Consider the following 16,117-nt stretch of genomic DNA (forward strand, 5'->3'; position numbering starts at 1 on the left):
TGGTTGCTTACGCCTCGGGCGTCCCGGCCATATCGAATTTCTTCGGGTCAAGCGTCTCGGTCGAGCGAACGGCCGCTTCCGATGCATCCATGTCGCCAAAGGCGACCCGGCTGGCGGTCTCGATGTTCTGGATGATCGCTTGGGTTTCGGCTTCCGTGTGCTGTGGGTGAGTCGGGATCATGATCGTGCGGCTCAGGATATCGAGCGAGCGGGCGCACATATCCTTGTCGTAGTCCCGCCGGCACTCGGCATTGTCCGGATGCTGGTAGGGGTTCATCGCCGGATGGGCGGCGCCGGCGCCCATCAGCACCTGGTCCCATTCGGTATAGGTATGCCGGCCGGTCTTACCGGCGATGACCACCGGGTATACCTCCACGAACCGTTCCGCCTGCTCGGCGGACGGCAGCAGATACATCACGTGCGCGGCGCAGTCGTAGTCAGGGCTGTTCATCGGCGACAGTTCCAAGCCGAGATTGCCGAGCCGTGACGTGGCGTCGATGATCTGACGCTTCTCCGCGCGCATGGCGCCGATAAGGCCGTCGATGCGGTCGAGCTGGACGTTGAGCATGGCGCCGACCAGTTCCGACGCGCGGCCGCCATTGCCGGCAAATGGCTTCAGGGCGTCGTCGCGGCCGGTCCAATAGAAATGGCAGGGGTCGATGGCGCAGCGGGCGCGCTCGGCGAGCGTTTCGTCGGACGTCGTAATCGCGCCGCCTTCGCCGGCGGTCATGTTCTTGTAGTAGTTGAAGCTGAACGCGCCGATGTCGCCGATCGATCCGAACTTGCGGCCTTCGTACCCACCACCGACGCCCTGGCAGGCATCCTCGATGACCTTAAGCCCACGGCGCCGGGCGATCTCCATGATCGCTTCCATGTTGCAGGCCGCCCCCCACATGTGGACGGGAACGATTGCCTTGGTGCGCGGACCGATCGCGTCTTCGATGGCCTGCGGGTCGATGGTGATGCTCTCGTCGATGTCGACGATCACCGGGATCGCACCAGTGGTCAGAACCGCGGTGGCGGTCGCCATGTAGGTGTGCGCCGGGATCAGTACCTCGTCGCCGGGGCCGAGCTCAGCGGCGATCATCGATGCCGAGAGCGCGTAGGTGCCGCTGACCGTGAGGCCACAGTGGTTGACGCCGATGTAGTCGGCGTAGCGACGCTCGAAGCGCTCGCACTCCTCCCCGTTGTCGTAGCGAAATAGCCGGCCCGATCGGATCACCTTGGCCAGCGCTTCGATTTCTTCCTCGCCGACGACATACATGACGTTTTTCTCCCAATCCCTGTCCGCGCCCACCGTAGCCGCATCGAGGTCTGCCCGGAAGCGCCGGGATGTGCTCGGTCGCGAGCCGGTCGCTATCCCGGGCCGTCTTCCGCCTTCAGGGTCGATTCGATCGCCTTGAGTTCCTTCCGACGCGCGGCCGAGGTCGACGGATATTCGAGTTTCAGGTCGCCAAATGTCTGAACCAGTATTTGCGAAACGATCAGCCGTGCGTTCTCCTTGTCGTCGGCAGGGACAACGTACCAGGGCGCATGGTCGGTGCTGGTGGCGGACAAACAGGCACCGTATGCCTTCATGTAGCGCGGCCAGTACTGCCGCTCGGTGGCGTCGGCTTCGCTGAACTTCCAGTTCTTCTCCGGCTCCTCGATGCGGGCAAGGAAGCGTTCCCGCTGCTCCTCCCAAGACAGGTGCAGGAACACCTTGACGATCCGGGTCTCGCTGCGATGGAGGTGGGCTTCATGGTCGACGATCGAGCGGTAGCGGGCCTGCCAGAAGTCGTCGTGCTCGGCCTTTTTCGGATCGATGCCGGTGGCGGCAAGAAGGTCGGGATGAACCCGTACGACCAGCACATCTTCGTAGTACGACCGGTTGAAGATGCCGACGCGGCCGCGCTCGGGGAGCTGCTTCGACGTTCGCCAGAGGAAGTCGTGGAGCCGCTCCTCGCTGCTTGGCTGGCGGAAGTTGGCGACCTGACAGTGCGCCGGATTCACCCCGGAGAGGACATGGGCAATGGTCCCGTCCTTGCCCGCCGCATCCATGCCCTGCAGGACGAGCAACACAGCATAAGTCTCGCTGGCGGCGAGGCATCTTTGCGACTCGCTCAGCGTTTCCACATGATCTTCCAGGATCGCGCGATAATCGTCCTTGGAGCGATAGACCGGCGCCACACGGGTCGGCCACTTGTCGAGCTCGACCCGGTGATCGGGCGGTACACGGTAGTCCTTGATCGATATGGTCAACAAACCACCTCAGGCCTTTGATGGCGCCGGTGCAGCGCGCGGGGGTGTGGCATCGTGCCGGCGGTCGAGGACGGCATAGGCGATCAGCTTCACCCGGTCCTCGATCAGGAACCACACTAGAGCGTAGCCCCAGACGACCGCCGCCCAGCCCCAGCCAATCGGCGTCATCAGCACACCGTAAACCGCGATCAGTGTCGCAACCGTCTGGGTGGCGATCACAGCGCCGAGCAGGATCGGCGCCGGGGCGATCGACCAGAACGGACCACGGGTGCGGGCGACGAAGACGGTGAGATGACCGGCGACCGAGAGCTTCAGATAGATCAGGGTTTGGATCATGTCGCGATCGAGATCGAACACCCGCTCCGCCAGCAGGAACAGTCCGAAACTCTCGACCAGACCCATCGCGCCGAGGGACGTCGCCACCGCGAGCACACTGCGCATGTCCCAATTCTCGGGCGTCTTCGAGTAGCGCACCTTGTCGTAAGCGATCGAAAGGATGGCACCGTCGTTCAACAGGGCCAGGAAGACGATCATGATCGCCGTCACCGGGTAGAAGTTGAAGACGATGATCGACAGGGTCATGAACAGGATGACCCGAATGGTCTCGGCGATCCGGTAGATCGCGTAGCTGTTCATCCGCTGGAAGATCTTGCGGGCCTCGCGGATCGCTTCGATGATGACGGAGAGCCCGGCCGACATCAGCACGATGTCGGCGGCTGCTCGCGCAGCGTCGGTAGCGCCAGAGACGGCGATACCGCAGTCGGCTTTCTTCAGGGCCGGTGCGTCGTTGACGCCGTCTCCGGTCATGCCGACGATGTGGTCATCCTTCTGCAACGCCTCGACGATCGCGAATTTGTGCTCGGGAAACACCTGAGCGAACCCGTCGGCAGATTCGATCTTCTTGGTGTCCTCGGCGCTGACCGTTTCATCCTTGCCGGCGCTGATTACCGCCGCATCGAGGATGTCGGTGCCCATCCCCAATTGCTTCGCCATCTCGACGGCAATGGCCTGCTGATCGCCGGTCACCATCTTGACCGTGACGCCCATATCGTGCGCCGCAGCGATGGTCTCCTTGGAGTCGGTCCGCGGCGGATCGAACAACGGGATGACGCCGAGGAACTGCCAGCCCTTGTCGCCGACGGCGCGGGCAACCCCAAGCGACCGGAAGCCGCGCTTGGCGAAACCGTCGACCGCATCGGTCACCGCGGACTTCACGGCATCGGCGTTGTCGCTCAAGGCGAGGATCACCTGCGGGGCGCCCTTGGTGACCTTGACGGTCGTGCCGTCGGTTGCATTCAGCGTCGCCTCGGTTCGCTTGTGGACAGGATCGAACGGCTGGAAATGAGTGACCGTGTAGCCGGCGAGAGCCGCCTTGTCCTTCACGCCACCGATCACCGCGAGATCGATGGTGTCTTCATCCTCAGCGCGCGATGCCAGCGCCGCCGCGGCGATGATGTCCTCGGGTTTCTCACCTTCGACCGCGAACGGATCGCCGAGCGTCAGCGTGTTCTGGGTGAGCGTACCGGTCTTGTCGGAGCAGAGCACGTCCATCCCAGCGAGCTCTTCGATCGATGCCAGTCGGCTGACGATCGCCTGCATGCCGGCTAAGAGGCGCGCGCCGACCGCCATGGTGACCGACAGCACGGTCGGCATCGCCACGGGGATCGCCGCGACGGTGAGCACCAGCGCGAACTGGAGCGTCTCGAGTAGCGGGTCGCCGCGCCAAACCGCAACCGCGATGATCAAAATCACGAGAACGATGGCCAGCACGATCAGATAGTTGCCGATCTTCAGGACGGCGCGCTGGAAGTGGCTGACCGTGTGCGCCTCACCGACGAGTTTGGCGGTTTGGCCGAAATAGGTGTTGGCGCCGGTGGCATAGACCAGGCCGTCGGTTTCGCCCTGGCGGATGATGGCACCGGAGAAGATCGCCTCTCCGGTCTTGCGGGTGACCGGCAGCGATTCGCCGGTGAGTGCCGACTGATCCACCTCGACCGGATCGCCATCGAGAAGCCGCGCGTCGGCCGGAACGATATCGCCGAGACGCACGCGGATGACGTCGCCGGGGACGATCTCGCGTGCGCCGACGCTCGTCCAGTTGCCGTCGCGTTTGACCTTGGCGTGGATTGCCAGCTTCGCCTTGAGAGCGGCGATCGCGTTTCCGGCCTGGTGCTCCTCCCAGAAGCCGATGATGGCATTGGCGAAGAGCAGAACCAGGATGATGCCGAAATCCGCCCAGTGGCCGACCACCGCCGACAGGATCACGGCGATCTCGATCATCCAGGGTATCGGCCCCCAGAAGTAGCTGAGGAACTTGAGAAACGGGTTCTCTTGCTTCTCGGCAAGTTCGTTGAAGCCGAACTTGGCGAGTCGCTTCTTCGCCTCTTCGCCGGAGAGACCGTTCGGTGACGATCCGATCTCCGCTTCGAGGCGATCGAGCGGCATCGTCTGTAGATCGGATTTAGGTTTGGTTTTGGTGTCGGCGGCGGTCATTCGGAATCAACGGCTAGAGGTGGACCCTTGTACCCTACCACTTAGGTGACGGCTAAGTCGCCGATGTGGCGGGGCGGGAAATCAATCTTTGAATTTCCGGGCGCACCGCAAGGTTCTGGTTTTCGCGGAGCTTGGCCCGGAATTCGCGCGGCGTCTGCCCGAACTGCTGCTTGAACACCCTTGAAAAGACAGCCGGATACGAGAAGCCGCAGGCGACGGCGACGGTCTTGATCGTGAACTCCTCGTAAAACAGGAAATTGCGCGCGGCTTGCAGGCGGATGTGAAGATAAAGCCGCATCGGCGACTGGCCGAGCGTGCGCTTGCAGACCCGGGATAGCGTGCGTTGCGAGACGCCGAGCTCGGCCGAAAGCTCGGCGAGCGACAGCGGGAAATCAAGATTCTGTTCCATCAGCCGCACCAGCCGAAGGGGGAGAGCATTGACCTCGACCTCCGACAGGCCGTCGCCGCGCTGCTTCGTTTCCGGGTCACGACGGGTGTGGATCAGGGCGTTGGCGATTTCGTTGGCGAGCGCCTGACCGTTGAACCGCGCAATCAGGTCCAGCATCATGTCGAGGGTCGCAACACCGCCGGCGCAGTGCGCGCGGTTGTTGGCGATCAGGTAGATCTGGTCCTTGAGTTCCGTGTTGGGGAACCGTTCCTGGAAGGTCGGCACGGCCTCCCAATGCAGTGCCAATTCGGGATCGTCCTCGGTGCCGATGATGCCGGCTTGGGCGAGGGCGAAGGCGCCCGTGTCGACGCCGCCGATCATCGCCCCGAAGCGCGCGGCCGTTCTGAGGTGGCCGAGCAGCGCGCGCGATGTGTGCTGTGTCGGAAGGTTGCCTTCGAACAGGAGATAGACATCCGCCGATGGCATGGCGTCAATGGCGTGGTCGACCCCGAACCACATGCCGTTGCTTGCCCGTACCGGCTCGCCGCTGAAGGAAACGAACGACCAGTCGAACAGCCGGCGCCCGGAGTTCTGGTTGGCGATCCGCAACGCGTCGCTCGCCAGGATCAGCGCGTTCAGCGGAAATTCCGGCTCAACGATCAAGTTGAAGCGCGGGCAGGGTGACGGTGGATTGGTCTGGGGTTCGGACATCGGCTTTCCGACCAAACTGGCCAAAGGCGTAAATAATATGGCCTTTCGGGTCAATTCCTGCCGTTCGGCCGGCGCGACAATAGGATCGTGCTGAACGGTCGAAGCCGGTCAGCGGCAAGCAACAATCAGGATAACCGGTCCCGCGTTTCGCGCGGCTCGGACCCGCCGTTTTGCGGCGGGAGGGTTAGTTCGTGCCGGATCGGGTGAGGTGAATGGTGGATAGCGAGAGGCTGAAATCCGAGCTCGAGGGGTGCTACGTCACCATTCCGACGCCGTTTCGCGATGAGCCCGGCCTGCCGGTCGACGAAGACGCGCTCAGAACCCATCTCCGCTTCCTGATCGATGCCGGGCTTTCCGGCGACTACGCGACGTTTCTCGCCGCCGGCGCCGCCGGCGACTTCTCGACGATGACCTTTGACGAACGCGTCGCCGTTGCCTCGATCGTGGTCGACGAAGTTGCCGGCCGCGTGCCGGTCGCAATGGGCGCGCAGACCACCAGCACGTTCGAGCTTCAGCGTCTGGCGCGCGCCGCCCGCGAGATCGGCGTCAAGTTCATCCAGGTGTCCTGTCCCTTCTACTTCACCCACACCGAGGGCGACTTCGAAGCCTTCGTCCGTGCGGCGGCTGAGGCAGAACCGGACATCGGTATCATCGTCTACAACACGTTCTGGACCAGCTCGAACCTGTCCTTCGACATGGCCCAGCGGTTGGCCGAGATTCCGAGCGTCGTCGGCCTGAAATGGGCGACACCGCGAACCGACGCGATGGAGTTCGAGGACATGACCTCGCACTTCTCCGACCGGTTCACGATCATCGACAACAACCTGTTCTTTGCCTTCAGCGCGATGCCCGCACTCGGCGCCCGCGCCTTCGAGGTCCACAACTGCAATTTCTGGCCGGAGTGGGGCATGCGTCTGGTCGATCAGGTGCGCGCCGCCAACTACGCTGAAATCGGCCGCATGCTCGTCGATGAAGCGATGCCGTTCTACAAGCTCTGGGTCGAGATCGAGCAGGATTTCACCAGCGGCGACGGCTATCTCGACAAGCTGTGCATGGAACTCGTCGGCTTGCCAAGCAGCCGCTGTCGGCCACCGACCCAGGACATTCGAGAACGCTACCGCGCGAAGACGCTTGCCATGATGAAGGCGATTGGTGCGCCGCGGATTGTCGCCGATGCGACGCTGGAATTGCGGTCGGCGCAGGGCTCCGGCCGAGCATGAGACTTACCGGTCGTGTCGGCTCGACGCCACATTATCCGTGGAACGCCGGCACGACGAGCGAGGCACAAGGCTGACCGAATGGGGCCGGTTCGCCCGGTTTGCAAAAAGGGAGAAGCAAACATGACCTACGTGAAATACGCCAGACATCTGGTCGCGGGAGCGGCGGCAGTCGCCGTCATCGCCGTCGCCGGCAGCGCATCCGCGGAAGACGATGTCCGACTTCGGTTAAATTGGATGTACTACGGTTCGCACGCCGGTTTTGCCCTCGGCAAGGACAGCGGCGTCTACGACGATGCGGGCATCGACCTCGATATCCGCTCCGGCAACGGGTCCAGTTCCGCCCACCGCCTGGTCGCCAATGGCGACAGCGATTTCGCATATGGCTCATGCGGGGCGATGGTTTCGCTCGCATCGCAAGGTGCGCCGCTGGTCTCCGTCGCGGTGATTGACGCCATGGGCACCGAGGCGATCATCGTCCGGCCGGACTCCGGCGTGAACTCGATCGACGACCTAAAGGGAAAGACGCTGCTGACGACCGCCAATGCCGGCGTCAACACCTTCTTCCCGATCGTGCTCGCCAATGCCGGCTTGAGTGAAGACGATGTCAACCTCACCAACGTGCCGGACGGCGCGCTGGTGTCGAGCTATCTGCAGGGTTCGGGCGGGGCGGTCGGTATCCTCGGCGGTCTCGACGACAAGCCGGCCGAGATCAGGGCGAATGGCGGTGATGACCCGGTCACCTTCCCCTATTCCGACTATGGCGTGAACCAGGTCGGTTATTGCATCTCGACTCACACGGATACGGTTGCCGAAAACCCGGATCTGGTGAAACGATTCGTCGACGCGACGATCAAGTCTTATGCTGCGGCGGAGGCGGACCCCAACGCGGCGGTGAACGCCATGGCCGATATCGTCGGTGGGACGATGGCCGAGGACGAGGGCAAGGAGCAGGCCCGCGCAGTGCTCGATGTCACGTTGGGCGTGCTTTACTCCAACGCCAACGCCGACAAGCAACTCGGGCTCAATGTCGCGTCGGATTGGGCCGACATGGTCGGGCTGATGAAGGAGTATAATGATCTCGACCCGGACGCCGATCCTGCGGGCTTCTACACCAACGACTTCGTCAATTGACGATCCTATCGGTTACCGCCGGCTCAGTCCCGGCGGTAACCGCCTATGCTGACGTCGTGTCCGGGCTGATTTCACTCCGGGGTGTCAGCAAGACATTCGGCACCGGGGCCGATGCGGTCCATGCGTTCGGGCCTGTCGACCTCGACATTGCCGAAGGCGAGTTTCTGTCGCTGCTCGGACCGTCCGGCTGCGGTAAGTCCACGCTCATGCTGATGATTGCCGGGTTGCTGCCCCCAACCGTGGGGACGATCGAGATGGAGGGGCGATCGGTCGACGGACCGCAAACCGACATCGGCATCATGTTCCAGGACAACACGCTGGTGCCATGGCGGACCGTGCGCGGTAACATCGAGCTCCAGCTAGAACTGCGAAATTTATCCGTTGCCAACTTCCGCGACCGCATCGCGATGCTGCTGCGGTCCGTGCATCTGGAGGATTTCGCCGACAGGCATCCCTATGAACTATCCGGGGGGATGCAGCAGCGGGCCGCCTTCTGTCAGGCGATGGTGCACGACCCTCAGATCATGTTGCTCGATGAACCGCTCGGCAAGCTCGACGCCATGACCCGCGAGTCGATCCGCAGCGACCTGCAGGGCCTGTGGATGCAACAGAAACCGACGGTCATCTTCGTCACTCACTCGATCGAGGAAGCTATTCAGCTCTCAAGCCGGATCGCGGTGGTCACACCGCGGCCGGGGCGGATCGATCAGATTATCTCGATCGACTTGCCGTTTCCCCGCGACTTTGATGTCAAGAACTCGTCGGCGTTCGTCGACTATGAGCGATCCATTCAGGAGATCTTCCGTGGCTACGGTGTCATTTGAATCGCCGGCGCTCATGTCCCGGCTCAGCGCCTGGATCGGCCGATCGTGGATGTTCCTGGCCTTCTTCGTTGCGTTCTTTCTGGTGTGGGAGTGGTCGGTCGTTCTCTTCGATATCCCGCGCTACATCCTGACGCCGCCGAGCCTGATCGTTGAGAAGGGCTGGGCCGATATCGATCGCCTGATCTACTACACCTACATCACCGGCTCTGAGACAGTGATCGGCTACGTGATCTCGGTGGTGATCGGCTTGCCACTCGGACTGGCGATCGCGTTTTCCTCGATCCTGCGACGGACGATCTATCCGTTTTTCGTCAGCCTCGAGATGGTGCCGAAGATCGCCTTCGCGCCCCTGTTCATCTCGTGGCTGGGTTTCGGCCTCCTGCCGAAGATCATCATCGTCGTCCTGGTGTGCTTCTTCCCGATCGTGCTGAACGCGATCCTCGCCTTCAATTCACTGAGTGAGGAACTGACCCGGTTCTCGCGCTCGACCGGTGCCGGCTGGTGGCGCACCTTCTTCAAGGTCCGGCTGCCGGCAGCGATGCCGCAGTGTTTCGTCGGTTTCAAATACGCCGCGATCAACGCCACTGTCGGCGCGACCATCGCCGAGTTCATCGGCTCCGACAAAGGGCTCGGCTTCTATATCCAGATCGTCACCGGCAACATGCGCCCCGATCTCGCGTTCGCCGGCATCTTCTTCCTGACCGCCCTCGGGCTCGCGCTGTTCGGCGCGGTGACCCTGGCGGAGCGGTTGCTGATCCCCTGGCATATCTCGGTGCGCCGCACCAAGGCCTGACGTTTCTTGCCGTTCATCGCTTCTCCTGGAGGTTCGTCCCGATGTCCACGATGACCAAGACCACCACCCACGACCTTGCCTCGGCGCTGAAGCCGCAGACCAAGGCGTTCATCGACGGCGCGTTCGTCGACGCGGCCAGCGGTGACACCTTCGAGACGATCAATCCGGCGACCGGCGAAGTGATCGCCAACGTTGCCCATTGCGGTGCCGCCGACGTCGATCGTGCGGTGGCTGCTGGTCGTCGCGTCTTCGATGACGGCGCCTGGTCGCGGGCCGCACCCGAGGAGCGCAAGGCGACCCTGCTGCGCCTGGCCGACCTGGTTCGCCAACACGCAGAGGAACTCGCGGTTCTGGAGAGCGTCGACAGCGGCAAGACGATTACCGATTGTCTCCACGAGATCGGCAATGAAGTGCCGAATTTCTTCCAATGGTACGCGGAACTCGCCGACAAGACATTCGGCAAGGTCGCACCGACCGGCGAGGACGCACTTGCGTTAGTTGTCAAGGAGCCCGCCGGGGTGGTCGGCCTTGTTCTGCCGTGGAACTTCCCGCTGCTGATGGCGGCCTGGAAACTGGCGCCGGCATTGGCCGCCGGGTGTTCCACCCTGGTCAAGCCGGCGGAGCAGACGCCGCTGACCGCGCTGAGGCTTGCGGAACTCGCGGCGGAGGCCGGCGTCCCACCGGGCGTGCTCAACGTCCTGCCCGGCTATGGCGAAACCACCGGCCAGGCGATCGGCCGCCACGACGATATCGACATCGTCTCGTTCACCGGATCGACCGAGGTCGGCGGCTACTTCCTGCGTTATGCCGGCGAGAGCAACCTCAAGGTGATCGGGCTGGAAATGGGCGGCAAGAGCCCGTTCATTGTGCTCGACGATGCGGCGCTCGATGACGACCTGATCGAGCACGCGGCGATGTCGGCCTTCTGGAATGGCGGGCAGAACTGCTCCGCCAACATGCGCCAGCTCATCGATGCCAAGCTCGCCGACGAGTTCACAGACCGGGTTGCCGCCCGCGCCAACGCGTTTCGGGTTGGCGATCCGCTCGACCCGGATACTGACATCGGCGCGATGGTGACCAAAGAGCACCAAGACAGGGTGATGGGCTACATCGCCCGCGGCGGCGAAGAAGGTGGTCGGCTGATCACCGGCGGCTCCGCCGAAGGGGCGCCCGGAACGTTCATCCAGCCGACCGTGTTCTCGGGCCTCAAGCCTGAGATGACGATCGCCCGCGAGGAGATCTTCGGTCCGGTTCTGGGCGTTCTGCCGGTGAGCAGTCTGGACGAAGCCCTGGCGATTGCCCGCGACACCGACTACGGCCTGCATGCCACCGTGTTCACCCGCGACATCGACCGCGCCATTCATCTCGCCCGGCGGCTGCCGTGCGGAACGGTGTCGGTGAACGGCTTCTCCGAAGGAGACATCAAGACGCCGTTCGGCGGCTACAAGCGCTCCGGGTCGCTGGCCCGCGACAACGGTGCCGAGGCCCTCGACCAGTATGTCCAGACCAAGACGATCTGGATCAGCGTCGGCACCGCCGGCTGACACCTGCCGTTCCAGCTAAACGACGAGCTGCCAATGCCGACCATCGAACGGGTGCGCTGCATCCTCCTCAGCTCGCCCTATGCCGACGCCGACGATCCGGAGATCAAGGAGTGCTTTCCCAACGGGCCGAAGCGCACCATCGGCATGGTCGAAGTGACGTTGGACAACGGTGTCACCGGTCTCGGCGAGGGGTACATGGCGGTCTTCGCCCCGCTGGTGTTCAGGTCGATTGTTGATCTCTGTCGGCCTTATGTCGTGGGACATGACGCGTTCGACATCGACCGCCGGGTCCGTGACCTGCGCAGCGTTTGTGACTACTGGTCGCTGCAGGGTGCGGCGCGCCACGCGATCAGCGCGTTCGAGACCGCGCTGCAGGACGCCAAGGCTAAGTCGAAGGGCGTTCCCGTCTTCGATTTGCTCGGCGGTGCCAAGGCGGAGTCGATCCCTATCTACGGCAGCGGCGGCTGCTGCGATGCCAAGGAGCAGTTCATCCGCGAGCTCGGCCTGCTCACCTCGCTCGGTATCGGCCTCTACAAGATCCGGGCGGTCAAGGGCGATATCCATCGCACCGTCTGGGTGATGAACGAAGCCGCCAAGCGTGGCATCCGCGTTGGCGTCGACATGTGCCAGAATCTTGCTGATCCGCCCCAGCCGGTCGACGATGTGGTTGCCTATGTCAACGCCGTGCACGCCATCACGGATCAGCGCATGGTGTTTCTCGAGGAGGCGATCGGGCCGGACAGCCCCGAAGGCTTCAAGGCGTTGCGCGCGCGCATCGACGTCCCGGTCTATGGTGGCGAGATCATCACGACGCCGAAGGAGATGATCGATCGGATCGAGGACGGCGTGTACGATGGTGTGCAGCCGGACGCTTCGGTGATCGGCGGGATCAGCGCGGTGATGGATATCTTCGCCGCGGCCCGCCCGAAGAACGTTCGGGTTGTGGTTCATGCCTGGGGTGGCGCGGCGGCGATCATGGCGAGCTACCATGCCGCCTTCGCCGCGGGTGGCGATTTGGTCGAGTACCCGATGCTCGCCTTTCCGCTCGGCGCCGAGATGATCGGCGATCAGGGCCGGATCGAGAATGGGCGGTTGTTGCGACCGACGGCGCCGGGTCTCGGCCTGACCCTCACGCCCGACATGGAAGCGCGCTATCCGTTCGACGAGACGGCGGTCTATTCCTGCAAGCTGATCGACTACGGCCCGCCGCCGGAGAGGTACTGGCAAGTCGCGTAGTGCAACGCGTCAATCGTGGGCCGGTGCCGGCACCAGTTGGAGCGCGCGCGGAATGGCGCGGCCGTCGTTCAGAAACAGATGGGTCTTGGCGGGGTCGATGCCGAAGCGTTGCGGGCCGGCCGATGGCGGCGGCCCGTCGCGACTTTCCACCACCAGCGGTCCGGCAGGATGCCCCGGCGCGTGGAGGAGTGATGTGCCGCCGAGATGCTCGACGAACTCGACCTCGGCGCTCACCGTTGCGGCGCCGGCTTCCACGGGGACAAAGTGCTCCGGACGAACGCCAAGTGTCACGGAGTCGCCGGCTCGGACACCTGCGTCACCCACCTCGACGCGAAGGGCGCTGTTGTCGCCACCATCGAGGACGATCAACGCGGTTCCGTCGGTCACGTCACGCACCATCGCGGTCAGCATGTTCATGCGCGGCGAGCCGATGAAGCCGGCGACGAACCGATTGTCGGGGCGCTCGTAGAGGTCGAGCGGCGTGCCGATCTGTTCCACCTCGCCGTTGCGCAGAACGACGATCCGGTCGGCCATAGTCATGGCCTCGACCTGGTCGTGGGTCACGTAGATCATCGTCGCGCCCAGCTGGCGATGGAGGTTGAGAATCTCCAGCCGCATCTGAACCCTGAGTTCGGCATCGAGGTTGGATAACGGCTCGTCGAAGAGAAACACCTGCGGATTGCGGACGATGGCGCGGCCGATGGCGACGCGTTGGCGTTGTCCGCCGGAGAGTTCCTTCGGCAGCCGATCGAGCAGATCTTCGAGCCGAAGAATCCGCGCCGCTTCCTCGACGCTCTTTCGTCGCTTGGCCTTACCAATCCCCGCCATCCGCAGCGCGAAGCCCATATTGTCGGCGACGGTCATGTGCGGATAGAGCGCGTAGGACTGGAACACCATCGCCACTTCGCGCTTGGCTGGATCGACGCCGCGCATCGACTTCCCATCGATGCGAACTTCGCCGCCGGAAAGATTCTCCAGCCCGCAAATCAGGCGCAGAAGCGTCGACTTCCCGCAGCCGGACGGACCGACAAACACCACCAGTTCGCCATGCGCGATGGACAGGCTGACGTCATGGATGACCTCGACGGACCCGAACCGCTTGTCGACGTTGGTGAGTTCGACCTCAGCCATCGTGTCTGTCCCGTGTGCCGAGCCAGGCGCGCGGCACCGTCGTTGACAGGATCGATGTCGCGCCGCTCGTGTCGCGACCATAGTAGACCACGTGGAGATCGCCGTTCGCCCGTTCCGCGATGCTGGGGTAGCCGAGGTCGCGATTGGGGAGGTCGTCGCGGACCGTCAGCGATGCCTCCCACTGTTCCCCGCCGGTATCGGACAGATACAACGCCACACCGAACGGCGGATGCCGCCGGCCGGCCGCCATCGCAAGGCGCCCGTCGGCGAGCACGATGATATCGGCCGGGTACTCGGCGATACCGGTGTCGAGCGGCGGGCTCCAGCTTCGTCCGCCGTCGTTGGACCAGACGGCGTGAAGCCGCCGTGTCGCGTTCTCGCGCAACATCAGCAGGATGCGCCCGTCAGGGAGCAGGACCGGCGCTGGCTCCTCAAACTCCTGATCGCCGGCCTCGGCCACGATTTGCGGCGCGCTCCAGGTCTGTCCGCCGTCGGTCGATCGCACGACGAACACCGCGCGGTAGTGGGGCACGTCGCAAAGCGGCAACAGGATCGTCCCGTCAGCGAGGACCACGCCGCCACGCATGCCATAGCCGCCGCTGAACGGCCACGTATCGATCTCGACCGATGCCCCGAACGGCGCCGAGGGGGATGGGGCACGGTGGATCCAGCATTGCCCGCCACGCCGCGCTTTTGGGAAGTGCGCGAGCAAGTCTTTCGGCGGATCGTTCGGATATAGCCCCATGAATTCCAGCGACTGCGCGCGCAGGCGGGCAAGCGCCGGGGGCGCGACGAAATGCTCGTGACCGGTCGGATCGGTGTCAGGATGCACCCATCCGAACTGCCACTGGTTGAGGATGACACCGCCATCGGGGAGCGGCGTCAGGCCGGAACATTCGACGCCGGTCCAGCCCGCATCGGGGACCGGCTCAGGCGCCGACCAGGTCCGTCCCTCGTCGTCGGACCGCATCATCATATTGCGAAACGCCGGGTCGAGCGGCGGATGCAGAACGACCGGCCGGCGTGGCGCCTGGGTAAACACCAGGAGCCACGTCCCATCAGCGGCAACGGCCAGATGCGGGTGGGCCGAATAGCAATCCGGATCGCTGTGAACCACCCCGTGATCGAGGTCGTCCTCGCGGTCGATCTGGAGGGCGGCGGTCATGACACCCGGAACCGCGTGCACTGTAGGAACTGGAGCGGGGTCTCGCCGTCCGTCCATTCGTGATAGCAGCAAGCGATGGTGCCATCGCTCGCCTGAACGACGGTCGGGTAGCCGATGTGCTGGAACAGCCCGGGATTGTCGGCATGGACACCTCCGCCCCGGTGACCGCCGGCGCCGGAATCCCCGCCGAGGCTGGATGAGGGCTTACCGCCTTCGGCGCCGACCGGAATGCCGCCCTCGCGAACTGTGAACTCGTCGGCAACGTCCCAACTGATCCCATCGTCGGAGATGATGCCGCGCACGCCGTAGGGCGGGCGACGGTAGCCATAGACCATCAGGTAGCGACCATCGTCGAGCGCGATCATGTCCGCCGGGTAGCCCCAGATGTTGGTCCACTTCGGCGTCGACCAGGAGAAACCGTCGTCCTCGGAGACGGTCATCACCATGTTTTTGGCGTCGCCGCTCGGATTGACGTGGGTGCGCATGAAGCACACCAGCCGCCCGTCCTTCAGCCGCAAGAGGGCCGGTTCCTCGTAGTCGATGATCGAGGCCGGATCGAAGGCGAGAGTCGAATAATACTCCCAGTTTAGACCGCCGTCGTCAGAACGGATCAGTGCGGATCGCGTCGTCTCGCCTTCGCCTTCTTCCCCGTATCCGTGGATGCGCCCATAGAGCCCCATCAGCAGACTGCCGGAGGGAAGCTGCCAGCAGCCGAGCCGGCAGCCACCATGCTTCAACGGGCGCACGTTGCAGGGCACCGGCGTCGACCAGGTCTCGCCGCCGTCGGTGGACTTGAGCACGAACGTGCCGAGCCATCCTTGTGTCTTGAACGCCCAGGTCCAGTCGCCCCACTCCTCGGTCCACGGATGCATGCTCCAGGACGGTTGCTCGGTCTTGATGCCGCGTTTGAAGAAAGCGGTGATGGTCAGGTTGACGATCAGCGATCCATCGTCGAGCTCGCAGATGCCGCAGTCCCAGTTGCCGGTCGTATCGGTCCACGGAAGGATGATCTTCGGCTCCGACCACGTAACCCCACCATCGGTCGAGCGCGTCATCAGCGTCTGGCCGCTGTCGTGATGAAACGGAAACCGTTCCTCATTGAAGACCGCAACGATGTCGCCATTCTTCAACCGACGCGCTGCGATCTGGTTCACGCAGCGGGTCGGATGGCGGTAGATGTCGTGGTGGGTGATGTCGGTAATGGCTGACATGGCTGTCCTGGTGTCTGCGGGTTCTGGTT

General features: G+C 63.7%; 13 protein-coding genes. 6 read left to right on the forward strand and 7 right to left on the reverse strand.

Annotation, left to right across the window (positions count from 1 at the left end):
* Positions 1-7: 7 nt before the first annotated feature.
* From ACO076_RS07935 to ACO076_RS07950, 4 genes are all read right to left on the reverse strand, one after another.
* The gene (locus ACO076_RS07935; protein ID WP_421726181.1) at positions 8-1,264 is read right to left on the reverse strand and encodes a DegT/DnrJ/EryC1/StrS family aminotransferase; all 1,257 of its coding nucleotides are present in this window, start codon (positions 1,262-1,264) and stop codon (positions 8-10) included.
* Between the two features lie 92 nt (positions 1,265-1,356).
* Complete coding sequence (locus ACO076_RS07940) at positions 1,357-2,241, reverse strand: polyphosphate kinase 2 family protein (RefSeq protein ID WP_421726182.1); 885 nt, start codon at positions 2,239-2,241, stop codon at positions 1,357-1,359.
* Between the two features lie 9 nt (positions 2,242-2,250).
* Positions 2,251-4,734, reverse strand: coding sequence for a plasma-membrane proton-efflux P-type ATPase (locus ACO076_RS07945; RefSeq protein WP_421726183.1), 2,484 nt, complete (start codon positions 4,732-4,734; stop codon positions 2,251-2,253).
* Positions 4,735-4,786: 52 nt separating this feature from the next.
* Positions 4,787-5,833: a GlxA family transcriptional regulator gene (locus ACO076_RS07950; RefSeq protein WP_421726184.1), complete on the reverse strand. Its 1,047-nt coding sequence runs from the start codon at positions 5,831-5,833 to the stop codon at positions 4,787-4,789.
* 212 nt (positions 5,834-6,045) lie between these two features.
* Here ACO076_RS07950 and ACO076_RS07955 point away from each other — a divergent pair, with 212 nt between their 5' ends.
* From ACO076_RS07955 to ACO076_RS07980, 6 genes are all read left to right on the forward strand, one after another.
* Entirely contained in the window at positions 6,046-7,053 is a 1,008-nt protein-coding gene (locus ACO076_RS07955; protein WP_421726185.1) for a dihydrodipicolinate synthase family protein, read from the forward strand.
* A 120-nt stretch (positions 7,054-7,173) separates the two neighbouring features.
* Entirely contained in the window at positions 7,174-8,184 is a 1,011-nt protein-coding gene (locus tag ACO076_RS07960) for an ABC transporter substrate-binding protein (RefSeq protein WP_421726186.1), read from the forward strand.
* The gene (locus ACO076_RS07965) at positions 8,181-9,008 is read left to right on the forward strand and encodes an ABC transporter ATP-binding protein (RefSeq protein ID WP_421726187.1); all 828 of its coding nucleotides are present in this window, start codon (positions 8,181-8,183) and stop codon (positions 9,006-9,008) included. Before ACO076_RS07960 ends, ACO076_RS07965 begins: the two co-directional genes overlap by 4 nt.
* Positions 8,989-9,801 (forward strand): ABC transporter permease, encoded by an 813-nt coding sequence (locus tag ACO076_RS07970; RefSeq protein ID WP_421726188.1) that lies wholly within the window; start codon positions 8,989-8,991, stop codon positions 9,799-9,801. Before ACO076_RS07965 ends, ACO076_RS07970 begins: the two co-directional genes overlap by 20 nt.
* 50 nt (positions 9,802-9,851) lie before the next feature.
* On the forward strand, positions 9,852-11,345 hold the full coding sequence (locus tag ACO076_RS07975) for an aldehyde dehydrogenase (protein WP_421726189.1): 1,494 nt from the start codon (positions 9,852-9,854) through the stop codon (positions 11,343-11,345).
* A 33-nt stretch (positions 11,346-11,378) separates the two neighbouring features.
* Positions 11,379-12,581, forward strand: a complete 1,203-nt coding sequence (locus ACO076_RS07980; protein ID WP_421726190.1) for a mandelate racemase/muconate lactonizing enzyme family protein — start codon at positions 11,379-11,381, stop codon at positions 12,579-12,581.
* 9 nt (positions 12,582-12,590) lie between these two features.
* Here ACO076_RS07980 and ACO076_RS07985 read toward each other — a convergent pair whose 3' ends face one another.
* From ACO076_RS07985 to ACO076_RS07995, 3 genes are read right to left on the reverse strand one after another with little or no spacing between them, the layout of a single operon-like run.
* Positions 12,591-13,712 (reverse strand): ABC transporter ATP-binding protein, encoded by a 1,122-nt coding sequence (locus ACO076_RS07985; RefSeq protein WP_421726191.1) that lies wholly within the window; start codon positions 13,710-13,712, stop codon positions 12,591-12,593.
* Complete coding sequence (locus ACO076_RS07990; protein WP_421726192.1) at positions 13,705-14,877, reverse strand: exo-alpha-sialidase; 1,173 nt, start codon at positions 14,875-14,877, stop codon at positions 13,705-13,707. The genes ACO076_RS07985 and ACO076_RS07990 overlap by 8 nt, the downstream gene beginning before the upstream one ends.
* Complete coding sequence (locus tag ACO076_RS07995; RefSeq protein WP_421726193.1) at positions 14,874-16,088, reverse strand: sialidase family protein; 1,215 nt, start codon at positions 16,086-16,088, stop codon at positions 14,874-14,876. The genes ACO076_RS07990 and ACO076_RS07995 overlap by 4 nt, the downstream gene beginning before the upstream one ends.
* Positions 16,089-16,117 lie beyond the last annotated feature (29 nt).

This window comes from Bauldia sp., assembly GCF_965232525.1.
Lineage (GTDB): Bacteria > Pseudomonadota > Alphaproteobacteria > Rhizobiales > Kaistiaceae > Bauldia.